General features: G+C 71.8%; 23 protein-coding genes. 9 read left to right on the plus strand and 14 right to left on the minus strand.

The annotated features are described in order from the left end of the window. Positions 1 to 21 precede the first annotated feature (21 nt). Positions 22 to 363, plus strand: a complete 342-nt coding sequence (locus tag JIAGA_RS0111175; RefSeq protein WP_026875723.1) for an RNA polymerase-binding protein RbpA — start codon at positions 22 to 24, stop codon at positions 361 to 363. 14 nt (positions 364 to 377) lie between these two features. On the opposite strand, the gene JIAGA_RS0111180 is transcribed toward JIAGA_RS0111175, so the two are convergent. Beyond that, positions 378 to 1,337, minus strand: coding sequence for a helix-turn-helix transcriptional regulator (locus JIAGA_RS0111180; protein WP_026875724.1), 960 nt, complete (start codon positions 1,335 to 1,337; stop codon positions 378 to 380). A gap of 49 nt (positions 1,338 to 1,386) precedes the next feature. Between JIAGA_RS0111180 and JIAGA_RS34505 the strand changes: the two genes are divergently transcribed. Then, positions 1,387 to 2,307, plus strand: a complete 921-nt coding sequence (locus JIAGA_RS34505) for an ankyrin repeat domain-containing protein (RefSeq protein WP_157553009.1) — start codon at positions 1,387 to 1,389, stop codon at positions 2,305 to 2,307. A 4-nt stretch (positions 2,308 to 2,311) separates the two neighbouring features. Here the strand turns inward: JIAGA_RS34505 and JIAGA_RS34955 are convergent, their stop codons facing one another. From JIAGA_RS34955 to tkt, 7 genes are read right to left on the minus strand one after another with little or no spacing between them, the layout of a single operon-like run. Next, positions 2,312 to 2,488: a hypothetical protein gene (locus JIAGA_RS34955; protein WP_169738857.1), complete on the minus strand. Its 177-nt coding sequence runs from the start codon at positions 2,486 to 2,488 to the stop codon at positions 2,312 to 2,314. Between the two features lie 17 nt (positions 2,489 to 2,505). Beyond that, positions 2,506 to 3,279 (minus strand): 6-phosphogluconolactonase, encoded by a 774-nt coding sequence (gene pgl / locus JIAGA_RS0111195; protein ID WP_026875725.1) that lies wholly within the window; start codon positions 3,277 to 3,279, stop codon positions 2,506 to 2,508. Beyond that, positions 3,276 to 4,232, minus strand: coding sequence for a glucose-6-phosphate dehydrogenase assembly protein OpcA (gene opcA, locus JIAGA_RS29120; RefSeq protein WP_051425972.1), 957 nt, complete (start codon positions 4,230 to 4,232; stop codon positions 3,276 to 3,278). Before opcA ends, pgl begins: the two co-directional genes overlap by 4 nt. A gap of 22 nt (positions 4,233 to 4,254) precedes the next feature. Continuing rightward, positions 4,255 to 5,781, minus strand: a complete 1,527-nt coding sequence (zwf, locus tag JIAGA_RS0111205) for a glucose-6-phosphate dehydrogenase (RefSeq protein ID WP_026875726.1) — start codon at positions 5,779 to 5,781, stop codon at positions 4,255 to 4,257. Beyond that, a complete protein-coding gene (locus JIAGA_RS0111210; RefSeq protein WP_026875727.1) occupies positions 5,778 to 7,388 on the minus strand; it encodes a glucose-6-phosphate isomerase in 1,611 nt (536 codons plus the stop codon). Before JIAGA_RS0111210 ends, zwf begins: the two co-directional genes overlap by 4 nt. Then, positions 7,385 to 8,497 carry a transaldolase gene (gene tal / locus JIAGA_RS0111215; RefSeq protein WP_026875728.1) on the minus strand — a complete coding sequence of 371 codons (1,113 nt, stop codon included), beginning with the start codon at positions 8,495 to 8,497 and terminating at the stop codon, positions 7,385 to 7,387. The genes JIAGA_RS0111210 and tal overlap by 4 nt, the downstream gene beginning before the upstream one ends. Before the next feature lie 11 nt (positions 8,498 to 8,508). Continuing rightward, positions 8,509 to 10,602, minus strand: coding sequence for a transketolase (gene tkt, locus JIAGA_RS0111220; protein ID WP_026875729.1), 2,094 nt, complete (start codon positions 10,600 to 10,602; stop codon positions 8,509 to 8,511). 210 nt (positions 10,603 to 10,812) lie between these two features. On the opposite strand from tkt, the gene JIAGA_RS0111225 reads away from it, so the two are divergent. Both JIAGA_RS0111225 and JIAGA_RS0111230 read left to right on the plus strand, forming a co-directional pair. Beyond that, entirely contained in the window at positions 10,813 to 11,763 is a 951-nt protein-coding gene (locus JIAGA_RS0111225; RefSeq protein ID WP_026875730.1) for a heme o synthase, read from the plus strand. 167 nt (positions 11,764 to 11,930) lie between these two features. Next, the gene (locus tag JIAGA_RS0111230; protein WP_026875731.1) at positions 11,931 to 12,752 is read left to right on the plus strand and encodes a hypothetical protein; all 822 of its coding nucleotides are present in this window, start codon (positions 11,931 to 11,933) and stop codon (positions 12,750 to 12,752) included. Here JIAGA_RS0111230 and JIAGA_RS0111235 read toward each other — a convergent pair. Beyond that, entirely contained in the window at positions 12,749 to 12,976 is a 228-nt protein-coding gene (locus JIAGA_RS0111235) for a DUF6458 family protein (protein WP_026875732.1), read from the minus strand. The genes JIAGA_RS0111230 and JIAGA_RS0111235 overlap by 4 nt on opposite strands. A gap of 155 nt (positions 12,977 to 13,131) precedes the next feature. Here JIAGA_RS0111235 and JIAGA_RS0111240 point away from each other — a divergent pair, with 155 nt between their 5' ends. Beyond that, positions 13,132 to 14,085: an ABC transporter substrate-binding protein gene (locus tag JIAGA_RS0111240; RefSeq protein WP_051425973.1), complete on the plus strand. Its 954-nt coding sequence runs from the start codon at positions 13,132 to 13,134 to the stop codon at positions 14,083 to 14,085. A 25-nt stretch (positions 14,086 to 14,110) separates the two neighbouring features. On the opposite strand, the gene JIAGA_RS0111245 is transcribed toward JIAGA_RS0111240, so the two are convergent. Then, positions 14,111 to 15,136, minus strand: a complete 1,026-nt coding sequence (locus tag JIAGA_RS0111245) for a COX15/CtaA family protein (protein WP_157553647.1) — start codon at positions 15,134 to 15,136, stop codon at positions 14,111 to 14,113. Positions 15,137 to 15,829: 693 nt separating this feature from the next. On the opposite strand from JIAGA_RS0111245, the gene JIAGA_RS0111250 reads away from it, so the two are divergent. Together JIAGA_RS0111250 and JIAGA_RS0111255 are read left to right on the plus strand one after the other, a co-directional pair. Beyond that, positions 15,830 to 16,327, plus strand: coding sequence for a PH domain-containing protein (locus JIAGA_RS0111250; protein WP_026875735.1), 498 nt, complete (start codon positions 15,830 to 15,832; stop codon positions 16,325 to 16,327). Continuing rightward, positions 16,324 to 17,850: a PH domain-containing protein gene (locus JIAGA_RS0111255; protein ID WP_026875736.1), complete on the plus strand. Its 1,527-nt coding sequence runs from the start codon at positions 16,324 to 16,326 to the stop codon at positions 17,848 to 17,850. The genes JIAGA_RS0111250 and JIAGA_RS0111255 overlap by 4 nt, the downstream gene beginning before the upstream one ends. A gap of 282 nt (positions 17,851 to 18,132) precedes the next feature. Here JIAGA_RS0111255 and JIAGA_RS0111260 read toward each other — a convergent pair whose 3' ends face one another. From JIAGA_RS0111260 to JIAGA_RS33035, 4 genes are read right to left on the minus strand one after another with little or no spacing between them, the layout of a single operon-like run. Beyond that, entirely contained in the window at positions 18,133 to 18,891 is a 759-nt protein-coding gene (locus JIAGA_RS0111260) for an ABC transporter permease (RefSeq protein WP_026875737.1), read from the minus strand. Next, positions 18,888 to 19,844 (minus strand): ABC transporter ATP-binding protein, encoded by a 957-nt coding sequence (locus JIAGA_RS29125; protein WP_051425974.1) that lies wholly within the window; start codon positions 19,842 to 19,844, stop codon positions 18,888 to 18,890. The genes JIAGA_RS0111260 and JIAGA_RS29125 overlap by 4 nt, the downstream gene beginning before the upstream one ends. A 50-nt stretch (positions 19,845 to 19,894) precedes the next feature. After that, on the minus strand, positions 19,895 to 20,110 hold the full coding sequence (locus tag JIAGA_RS29130; protein ID WP_157553012.1) for a DUF6458 family protein: 216 nt from the start codon (positions 20,108 to 20,110) through the stop codon (positions 19,895 to 19,897). Between the two features lie 39 nt (positions 20,111 to 20,149). Further along, positions 20,150 to 20,821 carry a hypothetical protein gene (locus JIAGA_RS33035; protein WP_051425975.1) on the minus strand — a complete coding sequence of 224 codons (672 nt, stop codon included), beginning with the start codon at positions 20,819 to 20,821 and terminating at the stop codon, positions 20,150 to 20,152. A 134-nt stretch (positions 20,822 to 20,955) separates the two neighbouring features. Between JIAGA_RS33035 and JIAGA_RS29140 the strand changes: the two genes are divergently transcribed. Both JIAGA_RS29140 and sufB read left to right on the plus strand, forming a co-directional pair. Continuing rightward, positions 20,956 to 21,768: a helix-turn-helix transcriptional regulator gene (locus JIAGA_RS29140; protein WP_425402766.1), complete on the plus strand. Its 813-nt coding sequence runs from the start codon at positions 20,956 to 20,958 to the stop codon at positions 21,766 to 21,768. 2 nt (positions 21,769 to 21,770) lie between these two features. Next, on the plus strand, positions 21,771 to 23,183 hold the full coding sequence (sufB, locus tag JIAGA_RS0111285; RefSeq protein WP_026875738.1) for a Fe-S cluster assembly protein SufB: 1,413 nt from the start codon (positions 21,771 to 21,773) through the stop codon (positions 23,181 to 23,183). The last annotated feature ends 29 nt before the right edge of the window (positions 23,184 to 23,212 follow it).

Here is a 23,212-nt window from a genome sequence, read left to right on the forward strand (position 1 = left end):
TCCTTCAAGGGAGGACGCACCGTGGTCGGAGGCAATGCGATCCGTGGGAGCCGGGTAGGCGCCGGTCCCATGGGGGAGGCCGAGCGGGGCGACGCCGCGCCGCGGCGCCAGGTCACGTACTACTGCGAGCACGGGCACGAGAGCTCGCCCAGCTTCGCCGCGGAGGCGGTCATCCCCGAGTCGTGGGACTGCATCCGCTGTGGTCTGCCGGCCAGCCAGGACCGCGAGCACCCGCCGTCCGCGCCGCGCATCGAGCCGTACAAGACGCACCTCGCCTACGTGAAGGAGCGCCGCAGCGACGAGGACGGCGCCGCCATCCTCGAGGAGGCCCTGCAGGCGCTGCGCAAGCGACGCAGCCTCTGAGCCGGGCGCCGTCGTCAGCCTGAGTGGTGGTCCAGGAAGTCGCGGGCTGCCCGCAGCATGTCGGCGCGTAGCTCGGCCGGCTCGAGCACGACGACGTCGCCGGCCAGCCCGAGCAGGTACACCCTCGTTTCGTAGGCCGACTCGAACGTCATGGCCACGTCCCACCATCCGTCCGGTCGTTCGGCCGCCTCGTCGACGACGGCGTTCGGCGCCCAGCGCAGCCGTGGCCCGGCCCGCCCCCGCACTCGCAGCCGCACCGGGTAGCGGCGCAGCCCGGCGAAGTAGCGCTGATTGGTGCGTTCCCAGTGCTCGGCCAGGTCGAAGCCGTCGGGGCGGGTGAAGGTGTCGCCGGTGTCCGCGGCGTGCTCGATGCGGACGGTCCGGTAGGTGCGGTACTCGCCGGCGTGGTCGCCCTCGCTCAGCCGCGCCACCAGGTACCAGGACTGCTTCTTCGCCACCAGGCCGAGCGGTTCGACGACGACGGGGTCCGGCGCGCTGCCGTAGCGCAGCCGCATCCGGTGCTCGCCCCACACCGCCTGCTGGATGACCGGCAGCCACGGCGAGGCGTCCCGGCCGTGTTGCCAGTCGGCGTGGTCGACCAGCACCCGCTCACGGGCGACGTCGGCGTCGCGGCGGGCGTGCGCCGGGACGGTGGCGAGCAGTTTCGCCGTCGCGGTGCCGGCCGCGGCGTCCAGGCCGAGGTCGGCAAGGACATGCGCCGTGGAGGCGACGAACAGCGCGGCCGTCTCGGCCGGGTTGAGCCCGGTGAGCCGGGTCCGGTAGTCCGCGGCCAGGGACCATCCGCCGGCCCGGCCGCGGTCGGCGTAGACGGGGAAGCCCGCGCCGCTCAACGCGTCGAGGTCGCGCTGGATGGTGCGGGGTGACACCTCCAGGTGCCGGGCCAGCTCACCCGCCGTCAGCCGCCCGCGCGACTGCAGCAGCAGCACGATCTGGACCAGCCGTTCGGCACGCACCACCCAAATATGACAGACGGTGTCCTATTTCGGCCCTAGGGTCGCCGGCATGACGTGGAGCAGCGAACTCACCGGCCAGTTGGACTTCTACTGGGTCGTTCATCTCCGGCCCCGGTTGGCCGGCCTGACCGACGACGAATACCTGTGGAAGCCGGTCGACGGTTCGTGGAGCCTGCGGCCGGCAGGCGACGGCCGGTGGGACCTGGACTCCCTGCCCGTGGAACCGCCCATCGCGCCGGTCACCACGATCGCCTGGCGGGTGGTGCATGTCGGCCGGGACGTGCTGGGGAAGCGCGCGCGGGCGTTCTTCGCACCGGACTCGGTACCCGGCGGCCAGACGGTGCCCGACGACGTCGTCATGTACGACGAGCGGTACTGGCCGGAACCGCCGCCTCGGACCGCCGCGGACGCGCTGGCCTTCCTGGACCAGGCGTACGGGCTGTGGCACGACGGCGTCGCTGCACTGGACGACGCCGCGATGCGCCGGCCGCTGGGGCCGAAGGGCGGCCCGTACGCCGAGGACTCGATGGCAGCGCTCGTGCTGCACGTCAGCCGCGAGGTGATGGCGCACGGCGCGGAGATCTGCCTGCTGCGGGACCTGTACCGAGCCTACCGCGACCGGGAGGACCCGCTGGTGGCTGCGGCGCTGCGCGGCGACGGCGAGGCGGTCGAGCGGCTGGCGCCGCGGGCGGCGGCGGTGCGGCCCACCCTGATCGCAGAGGCGGCCGGGCTGCGGCACTGGGACGTCGTGCGGGCCCTCGCCCGGAACGGGGCGGAGGTGAACGCCGGCAACCCGGGGGCGTTGCACTACGCGGCCGCGGCCGGAACCCTGGACGTCATCCGGTTGCTGGTGGAGCGCGGAGCGGACACGTCCGCCGTCGACGACCGCTACCACCTGCCGCCGGCGGGCTGGGCGGAGTTCTTCGGCCACACCGAGGCAGCGGCGTACCTGCACTCGGTCACCGGCTGAGCGGCTACGCGGCGCGGGCGGCCGCGAGGGCCTTCTTCGGTGGCTTGGCGGGGACGTCGTAGCGGCGCTTGCTCTCACGTTCGGCGTAACCGGCGGCGGCGAGCCGCTTGAGCACGACCGGGCACGCCTTGCACCGCGGCAGGTCGCGGCAGCACGTCTTCTTCGCCTTCACCCGCCCCATCTACCGAGCATAGGCGGTCAGGGGGAGGCGACGCGGGCCAGGTCGGCCGGCAGCTCGGACGCGGCCGCCCGGTCCAGGAGCCAGCGTGTCGCGCGCTCGGCTCGGACGCCCGCCGCCGGCAGCTGCACCGGTCCGGACCCCTCGAGCGCCATCCGGACCGCGGGCGCCTTCTCGGCACCGGCCACGACCAGCCACACCTCGTCGGCGGAGCGGATGACCGGCATGCTCAGGCTGACCCGGTTGGGCGGCGGCTTGGGTGCGCCGCGGACCCCGACCACCGGGCGGTCGTCGTGCAGCGCCGGGTGCTCGGGGAACAACGACGCCACGTGGCCGTCCGGCCCCACGCCCAGCAGGAGTACGTCGAACACCGGCGCGCCGGAGTGCGCCCGCTTCGCCGTCTCGGCCGCGAGCGTCTCGGCGTACTGGGCGGCCGCGTCCTCGGGCGTCAGGCCGCCCACCGCGGCCGGCATCGGGAACACCCGGGCGGGGTCGACCGGCACGTGGTCCAGCAACGCCGACCGCGCCTGGGTCTCGTTGCGGTCGGGGTCGCCGGGTGGAAGGAACCGCTCGTCGCCCCACAAGACCGACAGCGCCGGCCAGTCGACGGCGCCGCACGCCGGCGACTCCGCGACCGCTCGCAGCGTCGCGATGCCGGCGGTGCCCCCGGTCAGCACGACCGACGCGTCGCCGTGCGCGGCCTGGGCGTCCACCAGCTTGGTGATCAACCGGGCCGCGACGGCCTGCACCAGCAGCTCGGCGTCGCGGTGGACGACGACAGTGGGCGCGGTCATCGGCGTGCCTTCGCCTTCGTCCTGGTCGTCTTGCCGATCTCGTGCTGCCGTTTCAGCCCTTCGCTGAGGACTTCACCGTAGATCTCGTCCGGATCCAGCCGCCGCAGCTCCTCGGCCAGGCACTCGGCCGCGGACCGGCGGGGGAGCGAGACGCGGCGCTCGGCCCGGCCGGGGACGGACAGGACGGCGTTCTCGTCGTCGGGCCGCTCGATGGCGATCGGGCCGGACTCCCGGTCCAGCCGCACGCTGAGCAGCCCGTCCACGCCGGAGGCCTTCGTGCGGGTGACCGGGACGTCCAGGCACAGCGCCAGCCAGCCGGCGAGCAGGTCGGCGCTGGCGTTGTCCGGGCCGCCGACGACACGCGCCGCGGTCACCGCCTCCTGCGGAGGCTGGTCCATGGCCGCGGCCAGCAGCGCCCGCCACAGCGTCAGCCGGGTCCAGGTGAGGTCGGTGTCGCCGGGGCGGTAACCTTCGACGCGGTCGTGCAACGCGGCGATGGGCCGCTTGCAGGCGGCGACGTCGGTGATGCGTCGCTGCGCGAGGACGCCGATGGGATCGTCGGCGGGCACCGCGGGAGCCTCGTCCGGCCACCACACCACCACCGGGTTGTCCGGTAGCAGCAACGGCACCACGACCGACTCCTGATGCCCGGTCAGCGGTCCGAACGTGCGCAGCACGACGACCTCGCTGGCGCCGGCATCGCCGCCGACCCGGATCTGGGCGTCCAGCCGGGCCGACCCGCGCGACGTGCCGCGGATGACCGCGATGATGCGGCACGGGTGCTCGTGGCTGGCCCTGTTGGCCGACTCGATGGCGTCCTCGGCGTCGCTCTCGTCGGCGACGAGGACAAGCGTCAGCACGCGGCCCAGTGCCACCGCGCCGTGCTTCTCGCGCAGTTCGACCAGGCGCTTGGCGACGTCGGCCGCCGTCGTCGACGGAATGTCGATGATCATGTCAGCTCCAGTGTCCGGCAGGTCACGGCCGGCGCCAGGTGCGGCCGTCGCGGGCGAGCATGGCATCGGCCGACGGCGGTCCCCAGCCACCCGGCACGTACTGTTCGGGCTTGCCGTTCGCGGCCCAGTGCTCCTCGATCGGGTCGAGGATCTTCCACGACAGCTCGACCTCCTCGTGCCGCGGGAACAGCGGCGGGTCGCCGAGCAGCACGTCGAGGATGAGCCGTTCGTAGGCCTCGGGGCTCTCCTCGGTGAAGGAGTAGCCGTAGCCGAAGTCCATGGTGACGTCGCGGACCTCCATCGCCGTCCCGGGCACCTTCGAACCGAACCGGATGGTCACCCCTTCGTCCGGCTGGACGCGGATGACCAGGGCGTTCTCGCCCAGCTCCTCGGTGGCGGTCGACTCGAACGGCAGGTGCGGCGCCCGCTTGAAGACGATGGCCACCTCGGTGACCCGGCGCCCGAGCCGTTTGCCGGTGCGCAGGTAGAACGGGACGCCGGCCCAGCGGCGGGTGTCGATGTCGAGGCGGACCGCGGCATACGTCTCCGTCGTCGACGTCGGCGGGATGCCGTCCTCGTCGAGGAACCCCTTGACCTGCACGCCGCCGGCCCAGCCGGCGGCGTACTGCCCTCGGGCGGTGTACGCGTCCAGGTCGTGCGGCAGCCGCACGGCCGACAACACCTTCTCCTTCTCCGCGCGCAAGTCAGCGGCGTCGAACGAGACCGGCTCCTCCATCGCCACCAGGGCCAGCAGTTGCAGCAGGTGGTTCTGGATGACGTCGCGAGCCGCGCCGATGCCGTCGTAGTAGCCGGCCCGGCCGCCGATCCCGATGTCCTCGGACATGGTGATCTGCACGTGGTCGACGTAGTGGGCGTTCCAGGTCGGCTCGAACAGCTGGTTGGCGAACCGCAACGCCATGATGTTCTGGACGGTCTCCTTGCCCAGGTAGTGGTCGATGCGGAAGATCGAGTCGGCCGGGAAGATGCTCTCGACGGTGGCGTTGAGCTCCCGGGCGCTGGCGAGGTCGTGGCCGAACGGCTTCTCGATGATCACCCGGCGCCACTGGTCCTCGTCCTCCGGCGCGGCCAGGCCGGAGCGGGCCAGCTGCTTGCAGACGACGTCGAAGAACGACGGCGGGATCGACAAGTAGAAGGCGAAGTTGCCGCCGGTGCCTTGCTGCCGGTCGAGGTCGCGGACGGTCTCGGCGAGCTTGTCGAAGGCGTCGTCGTCGGAGAAGTCGCCCGGCACGAACCGGAAACCCTGCGCGAGCTGCCGCCACGTCGACTCGCGGAACGGGGTGCGCGCGTGCTCCTTGACCGCGTCGTGGACCTCCTTGCCGAAGTCCTGCGCGGCCCAGTCGCGCCGGGCGAACCCGACCAGCGAGAACCCCGGCGGCAACAGCCCGCGGTTCGCGAGGTCGTACACCGCGGGCATCAGCTTCTTGCGGGCCAGGTCACCGGTGACGCCGAAGATGACCAGGCCGGACGGGCCGGCGATACGGGGGAGCCGCTTGTCGCGCTTGTCGCGCAGCGGGTTCGTCGAGCTCACCGCAGCAGGCCCTTCAGGATCTCGACGCCGGCCGCCCGGTCGGTCAGGTGCAGCCGCAGCACCGGCCGGTCGTGATCGGCGAGCACCTGCGCGTCGCCGGCCGCCTGCGCGGCGATGAGCTGGCCGAACGTGAACGGACGGTCGGGGATGGGCAGGTCCTCCGCGGCGGCACCGGTGATCTGCAGGTACACGCCCTGCGCCGGACCGCCCTTGTGGTACTGGCCGGTCGAGTGCAGGAAGCGCGGCCCCCAGCCGAACGTCGTCGGCCGCTCGGTGCGTCGCTCCAGCGGCACCCGCACGTCCGCGAGCGACGCGTCCGGGCCCTCACGGTCCAGGTACGCCATGACGGCCAGGTAGCCGTTGGGCGCCAGCCGGCCCAGCAACGCGTCCACGGCAGCGTCGAGCGACGTCACCCCGTCCAGGAGCCCCGCCGAGCCACGCACCTCGACCACGCCGTCGACGAACGCCGGCGGCTCCGGTTCGGGGGTCGCGTCCAGCAGGCCGCGAGCCGCGACCTTCGCGCTCTCGACATCGGGCTGGTCGAACGGGTTGATGCCGAGCAGCCGCCCGGCGACCGCCGTCGCGTACTCCCAGAGCAGGAACTGCGCACCGAGCGGACCGGTGACGGTGACGGACGGCTCGCCGTGGGCGACCTGCTGGCCGCCCACCAGCGCGGGCAGCACGTCCGTGGTCGGGTCCGTGATCTCCGGGTCGCCGGCGGCGGCAGCGATGGGCAGCACGCCGGTGCCCTGCTTGCCGGTGGACTCCGCGATCAGCTGCTCGGCCCAGTCGGCGAACCCGGCGATGCCGGAGCCGGCGTCGGCGATGGCGACTTTGTCATGGACAGCCCCGGCCTCGTTGTCTCCTCTGCGCCCGCCGGCAAGGGCCGCGCCGAGCAGCAGCGCCGGGTTGTCGGGGGAGTCGGTCTCCAGGACGGCGGCGGCAGCGCCGGCTTCGTCGAGAAGGGCGGCGATGTCCGCGCCCGCCAAGCCACTCGGCACCAGGCCGAACGCCGTCAGCGCGGAGTAGCGCCCGCCCACGCTCGGGTCGGCGAGGAACACCTTGCGGTAGCCGCTCTTCTCAGCCAGCTCCGCCAGCCCCGAGCCAGGATCGGTGACGACGACGATGCGGCTGGCCGCGTCGATGCCGGCCGCCGTGAATGCGGCCTCGAAGACCCGCCGCTGGCTGTCGGTCTCGACCGTCGAGCCGGACTTGCTCGACACGACGATGACGGTGCGGTCGAGCCGGTCGGCCAGCGCCCGCCGCACCGCGCCCGGGTCGGTGGTGTCGAGGACGGTGAGCTCGACGCCGGCGGTGCGGGTGATGACCTCCGGCGCCAGCGACGAACCGCCCATGCCGGCCAGCACGATGCGGTCCAGGCCCTCGTCGCGCAGCTGGGCCGCGAGTGCCTCGATCTCGGCCAGCAGCGGCCGCGACGTCTCGTGCAGCTGCGTCCACCCCAGCCGGATCGAGGCCTCCGACTCGGCCTCCGGACCCCACAGCGTGGCGTCGCCCGCGGCGATGCGCGATGCGACCTTGTCGCCGACCAGCGCATTCACGACGTCCCCGTCGTCGAGCCCCTGCCGGGTGACGGTCAGCTCGGTCACTTCGCTGCCTCCAGCTTGGCGTTGACGGACTCGAGCAGGTCGTTCCAGCTGGTCGCGAACTTCTCCACGCCCTCACGCTCCAGGACGGCACTGACGTCGTCGAGGTCGACGCCGGCGGCGCTGACCGCGGTCAGGGTCGAACGCGCGTCGTCGTAGTTCGGCCGGACGGTGTCGCCGGTGATGACGCCGTGGTCGGCGACCGCGTCGATGGTGGCCTCCGGCATGGTGTTGACGGTGTCGGGGGCGACCAGCTGGGCGACGTACATGGTGTCGTCGTAGTCGGGGTTCTTCGTCGACGTGGACGCCCACAGCGGACGCTGCCGCTGGGCACCGGCGGCCTCCAGTCGCTGCCAGCGCTCGGCCCCGACGACCTCCTCGTACGCGGCGTAGGCGAGACGGGCGTTGGCGACCGCGGACTTGCCGCGCAGCTCCAGCGCCTCGTCGGAGCCGATGGCCTCCAGGCGCTTGTCGATCTCGGAATCGACACGGCTGACGAAGAAGGACGCGACCGAGGCGATGCCTTCGAGGGACTCGCCGGCGGCCAGGCGCTGTTCGAGACCGGCCTGGTAGGCGTCCATGACCTCACGGTAGCGGTCGATCGAGAAGATCAGCGTGACGTTGACGCTGATGCCTGCGGCAATCGTGGCCGTGATGGCCGGCAGCCCCGCCTTCGTGGCCGGGATCTTGACGAACACGTTCGGCCGGCCCACCTCGTCCCACAGGTCGCGGGCCTGGGCGATGGTGCCGTCGGTGTCGTGCGCCAGGCGCGGGTCGACCTCGATGGACACCCGGCCGTCGCCGGTGGTGGCGGGCCGGGCGATCGGCGCGAACAGGTCAGCGGCGGCGCGGACGTCGTCGGTGGTGAGGTCGCGCACCGCGGTGTCGGCGTCCGACCCCTGACCGGCGTGCCGGCGCAGGTCGTCGTCGTACAGGCTGCTCTTGGAGATGGCGGCCTGGAAGATCGACGGGTTGGTGGTGACGCCGACGACGTGCTTCTCGTCGATCAACGTCTGCAGGTTGCCGGTGGTGAGGCGGTCGCGCGAGAGGTCGTCGAGCCAGACGGCGACGCCCTCCGCGCTGAGCTGGGCGAGCGGGTCGGTTGCACTCATGGTGATCTCCCTCAGACGTGCGAGATGGAGTCGCGGGCCGCGGCCACCACGGCGTCGGCCGTGATGCCGAACTCGCGATACAGGGTCTGGTAGTCCGCCGACGCGCCGAAGTGCTCGAGGCTGACCGCGCGGCCGGCGTCGCCGAGGTAGCGGTGCCAGCTCATCGCGATGCCGGCCTCGACCGAGACGCGGGCCCTGACCGCCGCGGGCAGGACAGACTCGCGGTACTCGGCGTCCTGCTCCTCGAACCACTCGTGCGACGGGAACGAGACGACGCGCGTCGGGATGCCGTCGGCCTGCAGCTGCTCGCGGGCCTCGACGGCCAGCTGCAGCTCCGAGCCGCTGGCCATGAGAATGACCTGCGGGGCGCCGCCGTCGGCCTCGGCGAAGACGTAGGCGCCGCGCGCGGTGCCCTCGGCCGAAGCGTAGGTGTCGCGATCGAACGTCGGCACGTTCTGCCTGGTCAGGGCCAAGCCCGCCGGGTGCGCCCGCTCCAGGATGGTGCGCCACGCCACGGCGGTCTCGTTGGCGTCGGCCGGCCGGACGACGTCGAAGCCCGGAATGGCCCGCAGCGCCGACAGGTGCTCCACCGGCTGGTGGGTCGGGCCGTCCTCACCCAGGCCGATGGAGTCGTGCGTCCACACGAACGTCGCCGGCAACTTCTGCAGCGCCGCCAGCCGGACCGCGGCCCGCTGGTAGTCGCTGAACACCAGGAACGTGGCCGCGTAGGGGCGGGTCAGCCCGGCCAGCGCGATGCCGTTGTTGATGAGGCCGGCGGCGAACTCACGCACCCCGAAGTGCAGCGTCCGGCCGTACGGGTGACCCTCGAACTTCTTACTGGAGCGCTTCTCGGGCAGGAAGCTCGGCTCGCCCTCGATGGTGGTGTTGTTGGAGCCGGCCAGGTCGGCGGAGCCGCCCCACAGCTCCGGCAGCACCGGCGCGATCGCGTTGATGACCTTGCCCGACGCGGCCCGGGTGGCCACGCCCTTCTCGCTCGGCTCGAAGACCGGCAGCGCGTCGGTCCAGCCGTCGGGCAGGGCCCGCTTCTGCAACCGGTCCAGCAGCGCGGCCCGCTCGGGCTGCGCCTCGCGCCAGGCGGCGAAGCGCTGGTCCCACTCCGCGCGCAGCTCGCGGCCACGCTCGGCGACGGCGCGGGTGTGGGCGAGCACGTCGTCGGCGACGTCGAAGGTCTTCTCCGGGTCCGCACCCATGACCCGCTTCGTGGCCGCGACCTCCTCGGCACCCAGCGCCGAGCCGTGGATGCCACCGGTGTTCTGCTTGTTCGGTGCCGGCCAGCCGATGATGGTGCGCACCGCGATGAACGACGGCCGGTCGGTGACGGCCTTCGCGTTCTGCAGCGCCTCGTAGATCGCCTGCGGATCTTCCTTGTAGTCACCGCCGGCCGTGAAGTCCACCACCTGGGTGTGCCAGCCGTACGCCTCGTACCGGGCCACCGTGTCCTCGGTGAAGGCGATGTTGGTGTCGTCCTCGATGGAGATCTTGTTGTCGTCCCAGATGACGACGAGGTTGCCCAGCTCCTGCGTGCCGGCCAGCGAACTGGCCTCGCTGGACACGCCCTCCTCGAGGTCGCCGTCGGAGGCGATGACGAAGACGTGGTGGTCGAACACGCTCTCGCCGGGCGCGGCGTCCGGGTCGAGCAGGCCACGGATCCGGCGCGCCGCGAACGCCATGCCGACCGCCGTCCCGAAGCCGGAACCGAGCGGGCCGGTGGTGACCTCGACGCCGTCGGTGTGCCGGTACTCCGGATGACCCGGCGTGGCCGAGCCCCACGTGCGGAACGCCTTGAGGTCGTCGAGCGACACGTCGTAGCCGGACAGGTAGAGCTGGATGTACTGGGTCAGGCTGGTGTGCCCGGCCGACAGCACGAACCGGTCGCGGCCCAGCCACAGCTGGTCGGACGGGTCGTGCCGCAGCACCCGCTGGTACAGGGTGTAGGCGACGGGGGACAGGCTCATCGCGGTCCCGGGATGCCCGTTCCCGGTCTTCTCGACCGCATCCATGGCGAGCAACCGCCCGGTGTCGACCGCCCGGTCGTCAAGGTCGGTCCACTCGAACGAAGTGTGGTTTTCGGGTGTCGTGTTCACCGGCGTGGCGTTCCTCTCAAGCGGTACGGATCCGGTCGGGCTCGCACTACGGATTCCGTCGGCGGACGGTCCCCGCACGGTCGAGCGTATCGACGTGCCCGTGAGGCTTGCCCGGCCGATCGGTCCATTGAGCCCACCGTTAGACTCAACAGGCCATGCATGGCGGATGTTTCCGTCGCGCCTGTCTCTTCGACCACACGAAGGTGAACGTTGACGTCCGTCGAGCCGAGCCCCGTCGAGACGCGCCGCGTGCCGACGCCGTCGCGGCTGGCACGAGCCCGCGGCGTAGTGGCCTCCTACGTCTCGCTGATGAAGCTGCGGGTCGTCGAGCTGCTGCTCATCACCACCCTGCCGGCCATGGTGCTGGCCGAGCGGGGGCTCCCGTCGCTCGGCCTCGTGGTGGCCACCCTGGTGGCCGGGACCCTCGCCGGCGGTAGCGCCCACGCCTTCAACCAGGTGCTCGAGCGCGACATCGACGCCGTGATGCACCGCACCCGCCGCCGCCCGGTGGCCCGCTCCATCGTCGCGCCGTACCCGGCGTTCGCGTTCGCGTCGGTGCTGCTGGCCGCGTCCGTGGCGATCATGCTGGCCTGGGTCAACCCGCTGGCGGCCGCGCTGACCATCGCGGCGAACCTGTTCTACGTCCTCGTCTACACCATGCTGCTCAAGCGGCGGACCTCACAGAACATCGTCTGGGGCGGGGTGGCCGGCTGCGTGCCGACACTTATCGGCTGGGCTGCCGTGACCGGGACGTTGGACTGGCCGCCGGTGCTGCTCTTTCTCGTCGTGTTCTTCTGGACGCCGCCGCACTACTGGCCGCTGGCCATGCGCTACCGCGAGGACTACGCGCGCGCCGGCATCCCGATGCTCCCGGTGGTGGCCACGCCGCGCACCGTCGCGCTGCAGATCCTGCTCTACTCGTGGGCCATGGTCGCCACCACGCTGGTGTTGTGGCCGGTCGCGGACCTGGGCTGGATCTTCGGGCTGGCAGCCGTCCTCACCGGCGCCTGGTTCCTGATCGAGGCACACCGGCTCCATCGCCGCGCCCGCCGGACGGCCGACCACGCCGGGCTCACCGCGATGCGGCTCTTCCACGGGTCCATCACCTACCTGACCGTGGTGTTCGTCGGCGTCATGGCCGACGTGCTCGTGCTCGGCTGACGTTCAGGCCGCGTCCTTCCCCGTTGATCTTGGAGTTGTTCGGGTATCGATCGGGCAATTCGGGCACGGTTTGCCGAACTGGTCCAAGATCAACGGGGTTCGATGGGCGCGTCGCCTGTGGTTCCCGGGCGTGAGAGCATCGGGGCGTGGTCGATCATGTCCGGGGCGTGACCGCGCTCCCGTGGCCGCCGGCGTGGAGGCGCCCGTCGTGGGGTGGCTGGCGGGTCAGCGTGCTCTGCGGCGTCCTCCTGGTACCCGTGTCGGCAGCCACGGCCGTGGCGATCGGCCAGGGTCAGCCGGGCCGGGCCGTCCTCGTCGGCCTGGGCGCCCTCGTTCTCGGCGCCGTCGGGGTGGCTGCCCGGCCGCGACGGCGAGCGTGGGTGGTCGAGCAGAGCGCGGTGGACGTCGACGGGACCGTGGAGCCGGGCGTGCGCTTCGCCGTGCGCCCCAGCTCGGTGCTGACCGGGATGGCGCTGGCCGCCGGCGGGGTGGCGTTGCTGGCCGCGGCCGTCGCGATGGTCGTGATCGTGGCCAGCCGCGGGGAAGCGCGGTTTCTGGTGGGTGCCGTCGTGGTCGGAGTCCCCGGCGCGTTGTTGCTGGTGGGCGGCATCGCCGCACTGACCGCCAGCCGTGAGGGCAACGCCGTCGACCTCACGGCGAACCGGGTGCTCGTCGACACCGGGCACGGCCGGACCGCCGTGCCGTGGACGGAGGTCGACGACGTCACCGCCGCGTTGGCCGCCGTGCCCGTCGGCAGGTCGGCCGCCATCCAGAACCTGATCGTGATCGCCGTGGCACCGTCCGTGGATCGCGCCGAGCGGCTCGTCATCGCCTGTGACCGGCTGGTCGCGGATCCGGCGCTCGTGTACCACGGGCTGCGGCACTATCTGCTGAACCCGGACGACCGCGGCGAACTCTCGTCCGCCGCGGCCGTCCGGAGGTTGGAAGCAGGCCGGGTCGTCAGTGCCGACGACCCGCCCGATCATTAGAGGGGGTCGACGTCGTCGCGCCGCTCCACGTACTCGGTGGTGCGGGCCGGGCCGCGGCGGCCTCGCATCGAGGCGACCGCCATGGACAGAACGATCGCCAGGGCACCGACGCCGGTGAGGACCCAGCCGATCACGCTGAGGTCGAAGTCGGAGAGCCGGTCGCGGACACCGAGCGCCAGGACCAGGCCTACCGCCATCAAGAAGACCCCGAGTCCGATGCTCATATCGCACACACCTTCCCAAATCGGTGGGGTTGCGTCCGGTGCGTACCCGGCCGTCGTAGCCGCAAACGTCGGCTGAGAGGCGCCGGCGGGGCCGGTTCGCTTGTAGGTTAGGCTCGCCTGAGTTGCCGGGCGGCGTCACCGATATCCTCTTTGGCATGATCCTCATAACCAATTGGCGTCGCACGATGTCGGCCATCGTCCTCCCGACCGCGGCAGCGCTGGCCCTCACCGCCTGCGGAGACGAGACGACGGCCGGTTCCACGAGCGGCTCTACGGAAGGCAGCAGTGGGTCGGGGTACGTCGTCGACCACGCGATGGGCACCACGGAGCTGGCCGAGGACCCCGAGCGCGTGGTCGTGCTCGACTCGCCCCACCTGGATGCAGCCGTGGCGCTGGGGGTGACCCCGGTCGGCGCGACTGAGGCGGAGGCCGGGGTCGGATTCCCGGACTACCTCGGAAGCGACCTGGACGGCGTCGAGGTGGTCGGGATCACGATCGAACCGAGCGTGGAGGCAGTGGCCGAGCTCGCGCCCGACCTGATCATCGGCGCGAAGGTGCGGCACGAGGCCATGTACGACGACCTGAGCCAGATCGCGCCCACCGTGTTCTCGGAGAACTCCGGCACCACCTGGAAGGAGCAGGTGGAGGTGGTCGGCGCCGCGCTGAACAAGGCGGACGAGGCGCGGGCGCTGCTGGAGGAGTTCTCGGAGCGGGCGGCCGACATCGGCTCGGCCGTGGATGCCGAAGGCACGACGCTCTCCATGGTCCGGTTCCTCCCGGAGAACTTCCGCCTGTACGGGCCCGACACGTTCTCCGGCTCGGTCCTGACCGAGGTCGGCTTCGACCTCGGCGACCACGAATGGAACCAGTTCTCGATGATGGAGCTGAGCCCCGAGCAGTTCGAACACGCGGATGCCGACGTCATCATCCACACCACCTACGGCGCGCCGGACACCACGACGAGGGGCGCGGTGGAGCAGCTGTGGTCGGGCCTGCCGGCGGTCTCGTCCGGTGCGTTGTACGAGGTCGAGGACGACACCTGGATGCTGGGCATCGGCGTCCTCGGCGCCAACCTGATCCTCGACGAGCTCGAGGAGATGCTGGCCTGAGTCCGTGCTGAGCCCGGCCGATGGGTCAGGGGATCCGCTGCCCCGCGGGCGCGGGCTCGCCTGGCGCCTCGGCCGGGTGCTCCATTGCCGCGGGATGCTCGGCCGCGGGCAGCCACCGGGTGGCCTGCCAGGCGTCGACCGCGGCCATCACCATGAGCCCGGCGCCGAGCATGTGCAGGCCGACCAGCAGCTCCGGCAGTTCCAGCCGGTACTGCACGAACCCGATGACCCCTTGCGCCGCCTCGACCACGAGCAGGACCACGGCGGCGCGGGCGGACCGGCCGGGCGATCCGGCGATGCGAGCGGCGAAGTAGAGCCCGACCGACAGGCCGACCAGCACCAGCACCGCGTCGGCGTGGATCTGGGTCACGACGGCGACGTCGAGACCGGTGCGCTTGGCGTCCGGGTCACCGGCGTGCGGGCCGCTGCCGGTCACCACCGCGCCGAGGTAGACCGAGACGGCGGTGGCGGCGAGGACCAACAGCCCGAGGCGCTCCAGCCACGGCTGGCCCACCCGCTGCGGCACGGCGCCGCGCGGCCGTTGCGCTCGCCGGACCAGGATCGTCGCGACGCCGACCAGCACCGTCGAGACCAGGAAGTGGAACATGACGACCCACGGGTTCAGGTCGCTCCACACGGTGATGCCGCCGATGACCGCCTGCGCCGGGATGAAGCCGAGCAGGAACGCCGCGGGGACCAGGAGGTCCCGCCGCGGCCGATCGGAGCCGAACGTCCGGATGACGGCAACCAGCATCGCCAGCGCCACCGCGCCGAGCACGAACGTGAGCAGCCGGTTGCCGAACTCGATGGCCCCGTGCATGCCCATCTCGGGCGTGGACGTGAGGGAACCGGCGGTGCAGTGCGGCCAGTCCGGGCAGCCCAGGCCGGAATCGGTGAGGCGTACGGCGCCCCCGGTGACGATGATGCCGGTCTGGGTGACCAACGACGCGACGGCCAGCCGCCGCAGGGTCGCCTCGGACGGGAGCGGCAGCCGTCGCACCAGGCGGCCGGCCCGGCTCGGGGTGGGGGCCGGCGACGGTGGGGCTGTCATGGTCACCCGTTCATGGTAGGGAGCGCTGACACTGGCGGCCTGATCGGGGTTGGCGCCACGGGACGCGCTGGTCGCAGCGGTTCGGGCTAACGGCGAACCACCATTCGGGGCGGTCGGGCAAACACGTCGGCCCGGGAACGGGCTAATAGCCCGGTGTTGCGGGCAACCGCGCGAATCTGTCCGGCCGGCCCGGAGGCGCTTAGCGTCCATCGCATGATCGACCGATGGAATGGCCAGACCGGCACCGAAGGGCGGCCGGCGGCGCGGTGGCGCACGCGTGTGCGGCGGGCGTTCGGGTGGCGGGCGGTGGCGCTCTGGCTCGGAACCGGGGCCGCGCTGGGCGCACTTCCGGTCGTTCCTGCTCCGGAGGCCGGGGAAGCGGGCCGGACCGCCGTCGTGACCGAGGTGCCCGTCGACGCGCGTCCCATGGGCGGCGGCCCGCGGCCGCGCGCAGGGCAGTCGCTCCGGCCGGCGCGGCAGGACTGGCGGCCACCCTCCCGGTGCGGCTGCCGGGGTGCGAACGGCGCCGGGGCCGAGGTCGCCGAGTTCGGTCGCGGCCCGCCGACGGTCTTGGATAGCGTGTGGCTACGCTGCGCCGCCGGGCGCGTCCGCTGGGCACGACAGCGGGCGCCGTGCGCCACGGCAACCCCAGCATTGGGCACGCACGCACCGACCCCCGCAGGAGGAGACCACGTGACCGAGGGCCGAAGCCGGCTTCGTCCGCCTCGGAACTGGCTCGACCGACGTGCCCGTCCATGGTGGTGCGCTCAGCTGGCCATCTCCGGGGGCGTCGTGGTCGTGCCGCTGGTCGTGCTGGGGATGCTCATCGAGCCGGCTCGGACCTGGCTGCTGGTGCCCGCGCTCGTCGCGGCGGCGGCCACCCTCGTCGCGGTCCTGGCGCTGCCGCCGTGGTGGTATCGGCTGCATCGGTGGGAGGTCACCGAGCGCGCGGTGTACACGCGAGGCGGCTTCTTGTGGCAGACCTGGCGGGTCGCGCCGATGTCGCGTATCCAGACGGTCGACACCACCCGCGGGCCGGTGCAGCGCGTGTTCGGGCTGTCGACGGTGACGGTGACGACGGCGTCGTCGGCGGGGGCGGTGAAGATCGAAGGGCTCGACCACGAGCAGGCCGCCGAGCTCGCCGAGGAACTGACCCGCATCACGCACGAGACTCCCGGCGACGCCACATGAGCGACGACGACGGCTCCTGGGAGGCGCTGCATCCTGACACGTTGAAGGTGACGGCCATCGTCATGGTCGGGGTCGCCGTCGCCGCCGCGGTCCCGACGGCGATCGGCATCGGCTCGGCGACGTCGTACCCGACCGCGCTGGCGTGGGTGGTGCCGGGCGCGGTTCTGCTGGTCGCCGGCGTCACGGCGCTGGACTACCTGCGGTTGCGGCACACGCACTACCAGGTGACCGACCGCCTCATGGAGCTGCGCAAAGGCGTGATCATGACCACGCGGCGGTCGCTGGCTCGCGAGCGCATCCGCACCGTCGACCTCAGCGCCGATCCGGTGTCGCGCGTGTTCGGCCTGGTCAAGGTGAACATCGGCACCGGCGACGGGCGCAGCGGGGCGGCGGCGTCGAATGAGCAGACCCTGCAGCTCGACTCGGTCAGCCGGGCAGAGGGGGAACGCCTGCGGGCCGTCCTGCTCGATCGCTCGCCCGCCACGCCCGAGCAGGCCGACGGCACCACGCTGGCCACCTGGGACCCGGCGTGGACGCGCTACGCACCACTGTCGTTCGTGACGTTCGCGCTCGCGGCGTTCGCGGTCGGGGCGATGTTCCAGGTGCTCGACTGGTTCGGCCGCGGCGGCCTGCCGGTCGAGGTGATCATGGACATCGCCGACCGGATCGGGGCCTGGCCGACTCTTGGGCTGGCCGTCGTCGTGTTCATGCTGGCCGGGCTCATCGGTGCGTTGTCGGTGTACGTCGAGGCGTGGTGGAGCTACCGGCTGGAGCGGGAACCGGGCGGCACCCTGCGGGTCCGGCGCGGGCTGCTGACCACTCGCTCGGTGAGTTTGGAGGAGCAACGTGTTCGCGGCATCGAGCTCGTCGAACCGCTCGGTGTCCGCGCCGCCAAAGCGGCCCGGGTCGACGTCGTCACCACCGGCCTGAAGAACGATCCGACCAGCGATCTGTCCACGTTGCTGCCGGCGGCGCCGCGGGCGCTGGCGTTGCGTATCGCCGCCCAGGTCGCCGGCGTCCGCGCCGACCTGCCGCTGCGCTCACACCCAGTCTCGGCCCGTGCCCGGCGGCTGCGCTGGGCGGTCATGGCCGACGTCGCGATCATCGCGGCCCTGGTGCTGCTCGTCGTCGCCACCCCGCTGCCGGCATTCTGGGTGACGGTGTTCAGCATCGTCGCCGTGGCCGCCTGCGCCGGCTTCGCCGCCATGGCGGTCGACGCCTACCGCGCACTTGGTCACGAGTTGGACGACGAGTACCTGGTGGCCCGGCGGGGGAGCGTTAGGCGGGCGACGGTGTTCCTGCAGCGCCAGGGCATCGTCGGCTGGCGCATCAGCCAGTCGGTGTTCCAACGCCGCGCGGGCCTGATGACGGTGACGGCGACGACGGCCGCCGGCGCCCGGCGCTACTCCGTCATCGACGCCGACGAGCACGAGATCCTCGAGGTCGCCGCCGACGCGGTCCCGGAGCTGCTGGAGCCCTTCCTGGTCCGGGACCTGCCGTCCCCACCCGGACGGGTGAGCTGACCTCGTCGCCGTACTCAGAACGCGCGAGGAGTGGGTGGCGAACGGGGCACGTCGCTACGGCCACGAACGGATGATCAGGTGACCTTCCGGCAGTGGCCAGCGCCTCGAGGTCACCTGATCGTTTCGTGTCCACTTACTGGCGACGATCAGGTGTACCCGACGCTTGTGCTCGCCGTCCAGGTCACCTGATCGTCCGCGCGGAGGCGATCACGTGACCCAACGACGATCAGGTGGCACACTCCAGCGCCGGACGCCCCGTGGTACCGGCCCCCGCACGAGTTCCTACTCCCAGCGGAAACAGCGGGCGGCGGCGGCCAGCCCCAGGACGGCCCAGGCGGTCAGCACGGCGACCTGTGTGCCGGGTAGGCCGGCGCCGTCGGCCAGGACGGACCGCAGCCCCGTGGCCAGCGCCCCGGTGGGGGTCAGTTCGAGGACGTCGCGCAGCCCGTCCGGGAACCCGTCGAGGGGGATGACCACGCCGCCCAGCACCAGGAGGAGCAGGTAGACGAGGTTGGCCGCGGCCAGTGTCGCCTCGGCCCGCAGCGTCCCGGCCATGACCAGACCCAGGCCGGCGAAGGCCAGAGTGCCAGCCAGCAGCAGCACCGCGACCGACAGCGGCGACCCCGACGGCCGCCAGCCCAGCGCCAGGCCGAGCCCGCACACCAGTCCCACCTGCAAAACCTCGACGACCAGCACCGTCAGCGCCTTCGCCAGCAGCAGTGCCCAGCGGGGCAGCGGCGAGGCGGCCAGCCGTTTCAGCGCACCGTAGCGCCGCTCGTAGCCGGTGGCGATGGCCAGCGACGTGAACGCCGTCGACATCACGCACAGGGCCAAGATGCCGGGAACGAGGAAGTCGACGCGGTCGTAGCTGCCGGTGTCGAAGACCGGGGCGGCGGTCAGCAGCCACAGCAGGACGACCGGGATGACGGCGGTCAGGAGCAGTTGCTCGCCGTTGCGCAACAGCAGCTTCGTCTCGAACGCGGTCTGGGCGAGCAGCATGCGGCCCACCGGCGCCGCGCCGGGCGCGGGGACGAACGTCATGGCCGCGCCCCCGGAGCGCTGGACGAACCGCCGGCGGACTGGCCGGTCAGCTCCAGGAACACGTCCTCCAACGACCGGTGGCCCACGTGCAGCCCCTCGGCCAGGATGTCGTTCGCCGCGCACCACGACGTCAGCGTCGCCAGCAGCCGCGGGTCGACGATCGCCGCGACCTCGTAGCTGCCCGGTGCGATCTCCTGCACTCGCGCCGCCGCCGGGAGCGCCGCGCGCAGCGACGCCAGGTCGAGGCGGGGCGGACCGCCGAAGCGGATGACGTCGTCGACGGCGCCGGCGGTGAGCTCCTGCGGGCTGCCTTCGGCCAGCAGCCGGCCGCGGTCGATGATGACGACGTGGTCGGACAGCCGTTCCGCCTCGTCGATGAGGTGGGTCGTGAGGACGACGGTGACGCCGTCGGCGCGCAGTTCGGCGATCAGTTCCCACGTGTCGCGCCGGGCCTGGGTGTCCAGGCCGGCGGTCGGCTCGTCCAGGAACACCAGCTCGGGACGGCCGACGAGGGCCGCGGCCAACGCCACGCGCTGGCGCTCACCGCCGGAGAGGCGGCGCAGCGGCGTCCGACTGGCGCCACCGAGCCCGAGCCGATCTACAAGGGACGGCACGTCCAGCGGGTGAGCGTGCAACCGGGCGAGGTGGGTGAGCAGTTCGGCCGCGCGGGCGCCGGGATAGAAGCCGGTGCCCTCCTGCAGCATGACGCCGACCCGGGGCCGTAGCCGGGCGCCGTCGCGCCACGGGTCGAGTCCCAGCACGCGGATGGTCCCGGAGTCGGGGCGGCGGAAGCCCTCGCAGGCTTCGATGGTGGTGGTCTTGCCGGCACCGTTGCGGCCGAGGACCGACGTGACGCTGCCGGCGGCGACGGTGAACGAGAGGCCGTCCACGGCGGCGGTGGGACCGTAGCGCTTCACCAGTGCGGAGATGTCGACGGCTGGTGCTGCGCTCACGCACGCGAGTCTGCCACGCGGCCGGTCGCGGTTCGGCGGGAGCCTGCGGGTCAGAGTTCGTCGATGTCGTCAGGTTCGTCGACGGGTTCCGGCTCGCGGACTGCCCGGGCCGGACCCACGATGAACGAGAGCGAAAAGATGAGCAGGCCGACCCCGGTGAGGATCCACCCGATCATGCTGAGGTCGATGAGCCCGGCCCGATCGCGTACCGCGAGGGCGAGGATCAGTCCGATCGTCATGAGGAAGATGCCACGGCCCAGCGTCATGTCCGGCCCGTACCCGTGGCCCGTGAGCACCAAACGCGGTCACGGCGCCGGGTGCCGCCAGGCTTCGGCGGGCACGCGGTCGATGAGGCCGGCCGCCGCTTCCAGCCGCTCGAGGAGCCGATCCGGGTCGATGCGGCCGTGATCCCAGGCGATCATCGTCGCACCGTCGAATCGCCAGTTCCCCAGCGGATGGGCCTCGAGGTGCTCGACCACGTGCGGCTGCAGGACCGTAGTCGCGAACAAGGGGTCCGGGCTGGTCACCTGGAACCGGCGGTCGAACTCGTCGTCGCCGGTGTCGATCGCCGGGAGGTCGAGGACGCGGCTGACGGTGGCCTCGATGGCGCCCCGGCGGGCGACCGACAGCTCCGGCACGGCGGAGGGCAGGGCAAGGGCCAGCACCATCGACCGGTGCGGAATGGCGGTCTTGGCGTGCGGTGTTGGCCTGGCCTCGTCGAGATATTCGAAGGCGGTGAAGTCCCGGCCGCGGTGCTGCCCGGTGACGACGCTGCGTGCCACGCCGCCGGGCTGGAACGGCGGGCCTGCCCACCGTCCGGTCACCTCCGGGGCAGTGGCTGTCACCTTCCAGCCACGAGTACGGGCCGTTTCGCGCAGGTCCGCGCCGCGGCGTTGGCCGAGGTAGCGGGAGAGGCGGACGACGACGAGCACGGCACCGATCAGGCCCGCGAACACGAGGAGCACGGCCGCTTCCACGTTTCCTCCCTTCATCCGGTGATCTGTCCCTACCCAGGTGCGGCCACCAGCAACGATGAGGTAAGGCTGCCCTGCGTGACGCATCGCACGAGCGGAAGGTTGAGTCCCGCCCGGAAAAAGAGCACGATGGTGTTGTGAAAAACGTGAGCGACGCTGCCCGGACGGCGGGGAACCACCCCGGCGCCGCGCCCGCGCACGCTCTCGACCCCCAGAACCGAGTACATGACTCGCACGCCCGCACCCGGGAGCGGGTGGCGCGCTCCATCCTGGAGAACGGCCCGTCCACCGCCGCGATCCTGGCCGATCGCCTCGGCCTGACCCCCGCGGCCGTGCGGCGGCATCTGGACACCCTCCTGGCCGACGGCGTGCTGGAGGCTCGCGAGGAGCGGGTCTACGGCCAGCGTGGCCGGGGTCGTCCGGCCAAGGTGTTCGTCCTCACCCCGGCCGGGCGGGACGCGTTCGAACAGGCCTATGACGACCTCGCCGTCGGTGCGTTGCGGTTCCTGGCCGAGACCGGGGGCGACGACCTGGTGGCCGAGTTCGCCCGTCGCCGCATCGCCGACCTCGAAGAGCGTTACCGCCCTATCATCGAGGCGGCGAAGCCGGAGGAACGGGCGGCGGCGCTGGCCGACGCGTTGAGCGCCGACGGGTACGCCGCGTCGGCCGTGGCCTCACCGGTCACGGGCGAGCAGCTGTGCCAGCACCACTGCCCGGTGGCGCACGTCGCCGAGCAGTTCCCGCAACTGTGCGAGGCCGAAACCGAGGCCTTCGCCCGGTTGCTCGACACCCACGTCCAGCGCATCGCCACGATCGCGCACGGCGAGGGCGTCTGCACCACGCACATTCCCCGGGGCGGCAGCGCTCCGGACCCCGCGGCAGCTGCGGCTGTCCATATGGCACAAGCGCACGAAGCAGGAAGAACCGAGTCCGCGGAGAGGATCTCCTAGATATGACCACCACAGCTCACCCCGAGCTCGAGGGCCTGGGTCGATACGAGTACGGCTGGGCCGACAACGACGCCGCCGGCGCCGAGGCGAAGCGCGGCGTGAACGAGGACGTCGTGCGCGAGATCTCCGCGCTCAAGGGGGAGCCGGAGTGGATGCTCCAGACGCGGCTCAAGGCGCTGCGGCTGTTCGAGAAGAAGCCGACCCCCACGTGGGGCGCCGACCTCTCGACCATCGACTTCGACAACATCAAGTACTTCGTGCGCTCGACGGAGAAGCAGGCCGCGTCCTGGGAAGATCTGCCCGAGGACATCAAGAACACCTACGACAAGCTCGGCATCCCGGAGGCGGAGAAGCAGCGCCTGGTCGCCGGTGTCGCGGCGCAGTACGAGTCCGAGGTCGTGTACCACAAGATCCGTGAGGACCTCGAGGAGCAGGGCGTCATCTTCCTCGACACCGACACCGGCCTCAAGGAGTACCCGGAGCTGTTCAAGGAGTACTTCGCCTCGGTCATCCCGGCCGGCGACAACAAGTTCTCCGCCCTGAACACGGCCGTGTGGTCCGGCGGCAGCTTCATCTACGTGCCGAAGGGTGTGCACGTCGAGATCCCGCTGCAGGCCTACTTCCGCATCAACACCGAGAACATGGGCCAGTTCGAGCGGACGCTGATCATCGTCGACGAGGACGCCTACGTCCACTACGTCGAGGGCTGCACCGCGCCGATCTACTCGACCGACTCGCTGCACAGCGCCGTCGTCGAGATCGTCGTGAAGAAGGGCGCCCGCTGCCGGTACACGACCATCCAGAACTGGTCGAACAACGTGTACAACCTGGTCACCAAGCGGGCGACGGCCGCCGAGGGCGCCACCATGGAGTGGATCGACGGCAACATCGGCTCCAAGATCACCATGAAGTACCCGGCCATCTACCTGATGGGCGAGCACGCCAAGGGCGAGACGCTGTCGCTGGCGTTCGCCGGCGAGGGCCAGCACCAGGACTCCGGGTCCAAGATGGTGCACCTGGCGCCGAACACGTCGAGCTCCATCGTCTCCAAGTCGGTCGCGCGTGGCGGCGGTCGCGCGTCGTACCGGGGCCTGGTGCAGGTCATGCCGCGGGCCAGCCACAGCGCCAGCACGGTGCGTTGCGACGCGCTGCTGGTCGACACCATCTCGCGGTCGGACACCTACCCGTACGTCGACATCCGCAACGACGACGTCTCGATGGGTCACGAGGCCACGGTCTCCAAGGTCAGCGAGGACCAGCTCTTCTACCTGATGAGCCGGGGCCTGACCGAGGAAGAGGCCATGGCCATGATCGTGCGCGGCTTCATCGAGCCGATCGCCCGGGAGCTGCCCATGGAGTACGCGCTGGAGCTCAACCGGCTGATCGAGCTGCAGATGGAAGGCGCCGTCGGCTGACGCCGTGTCGATCCCGGATCACGAGAGCG

This window comes from Jiangella gansuensis DSM 44835 (genome assembly GCF_000515395.1).
In the GTDB taxonomy this organism is placed as follows: Bacteria; Actinomycetota; Actinomycetes; order Jiangellales; family Jiangellaceae; genus Jiangella; species Jiangella gansuensis.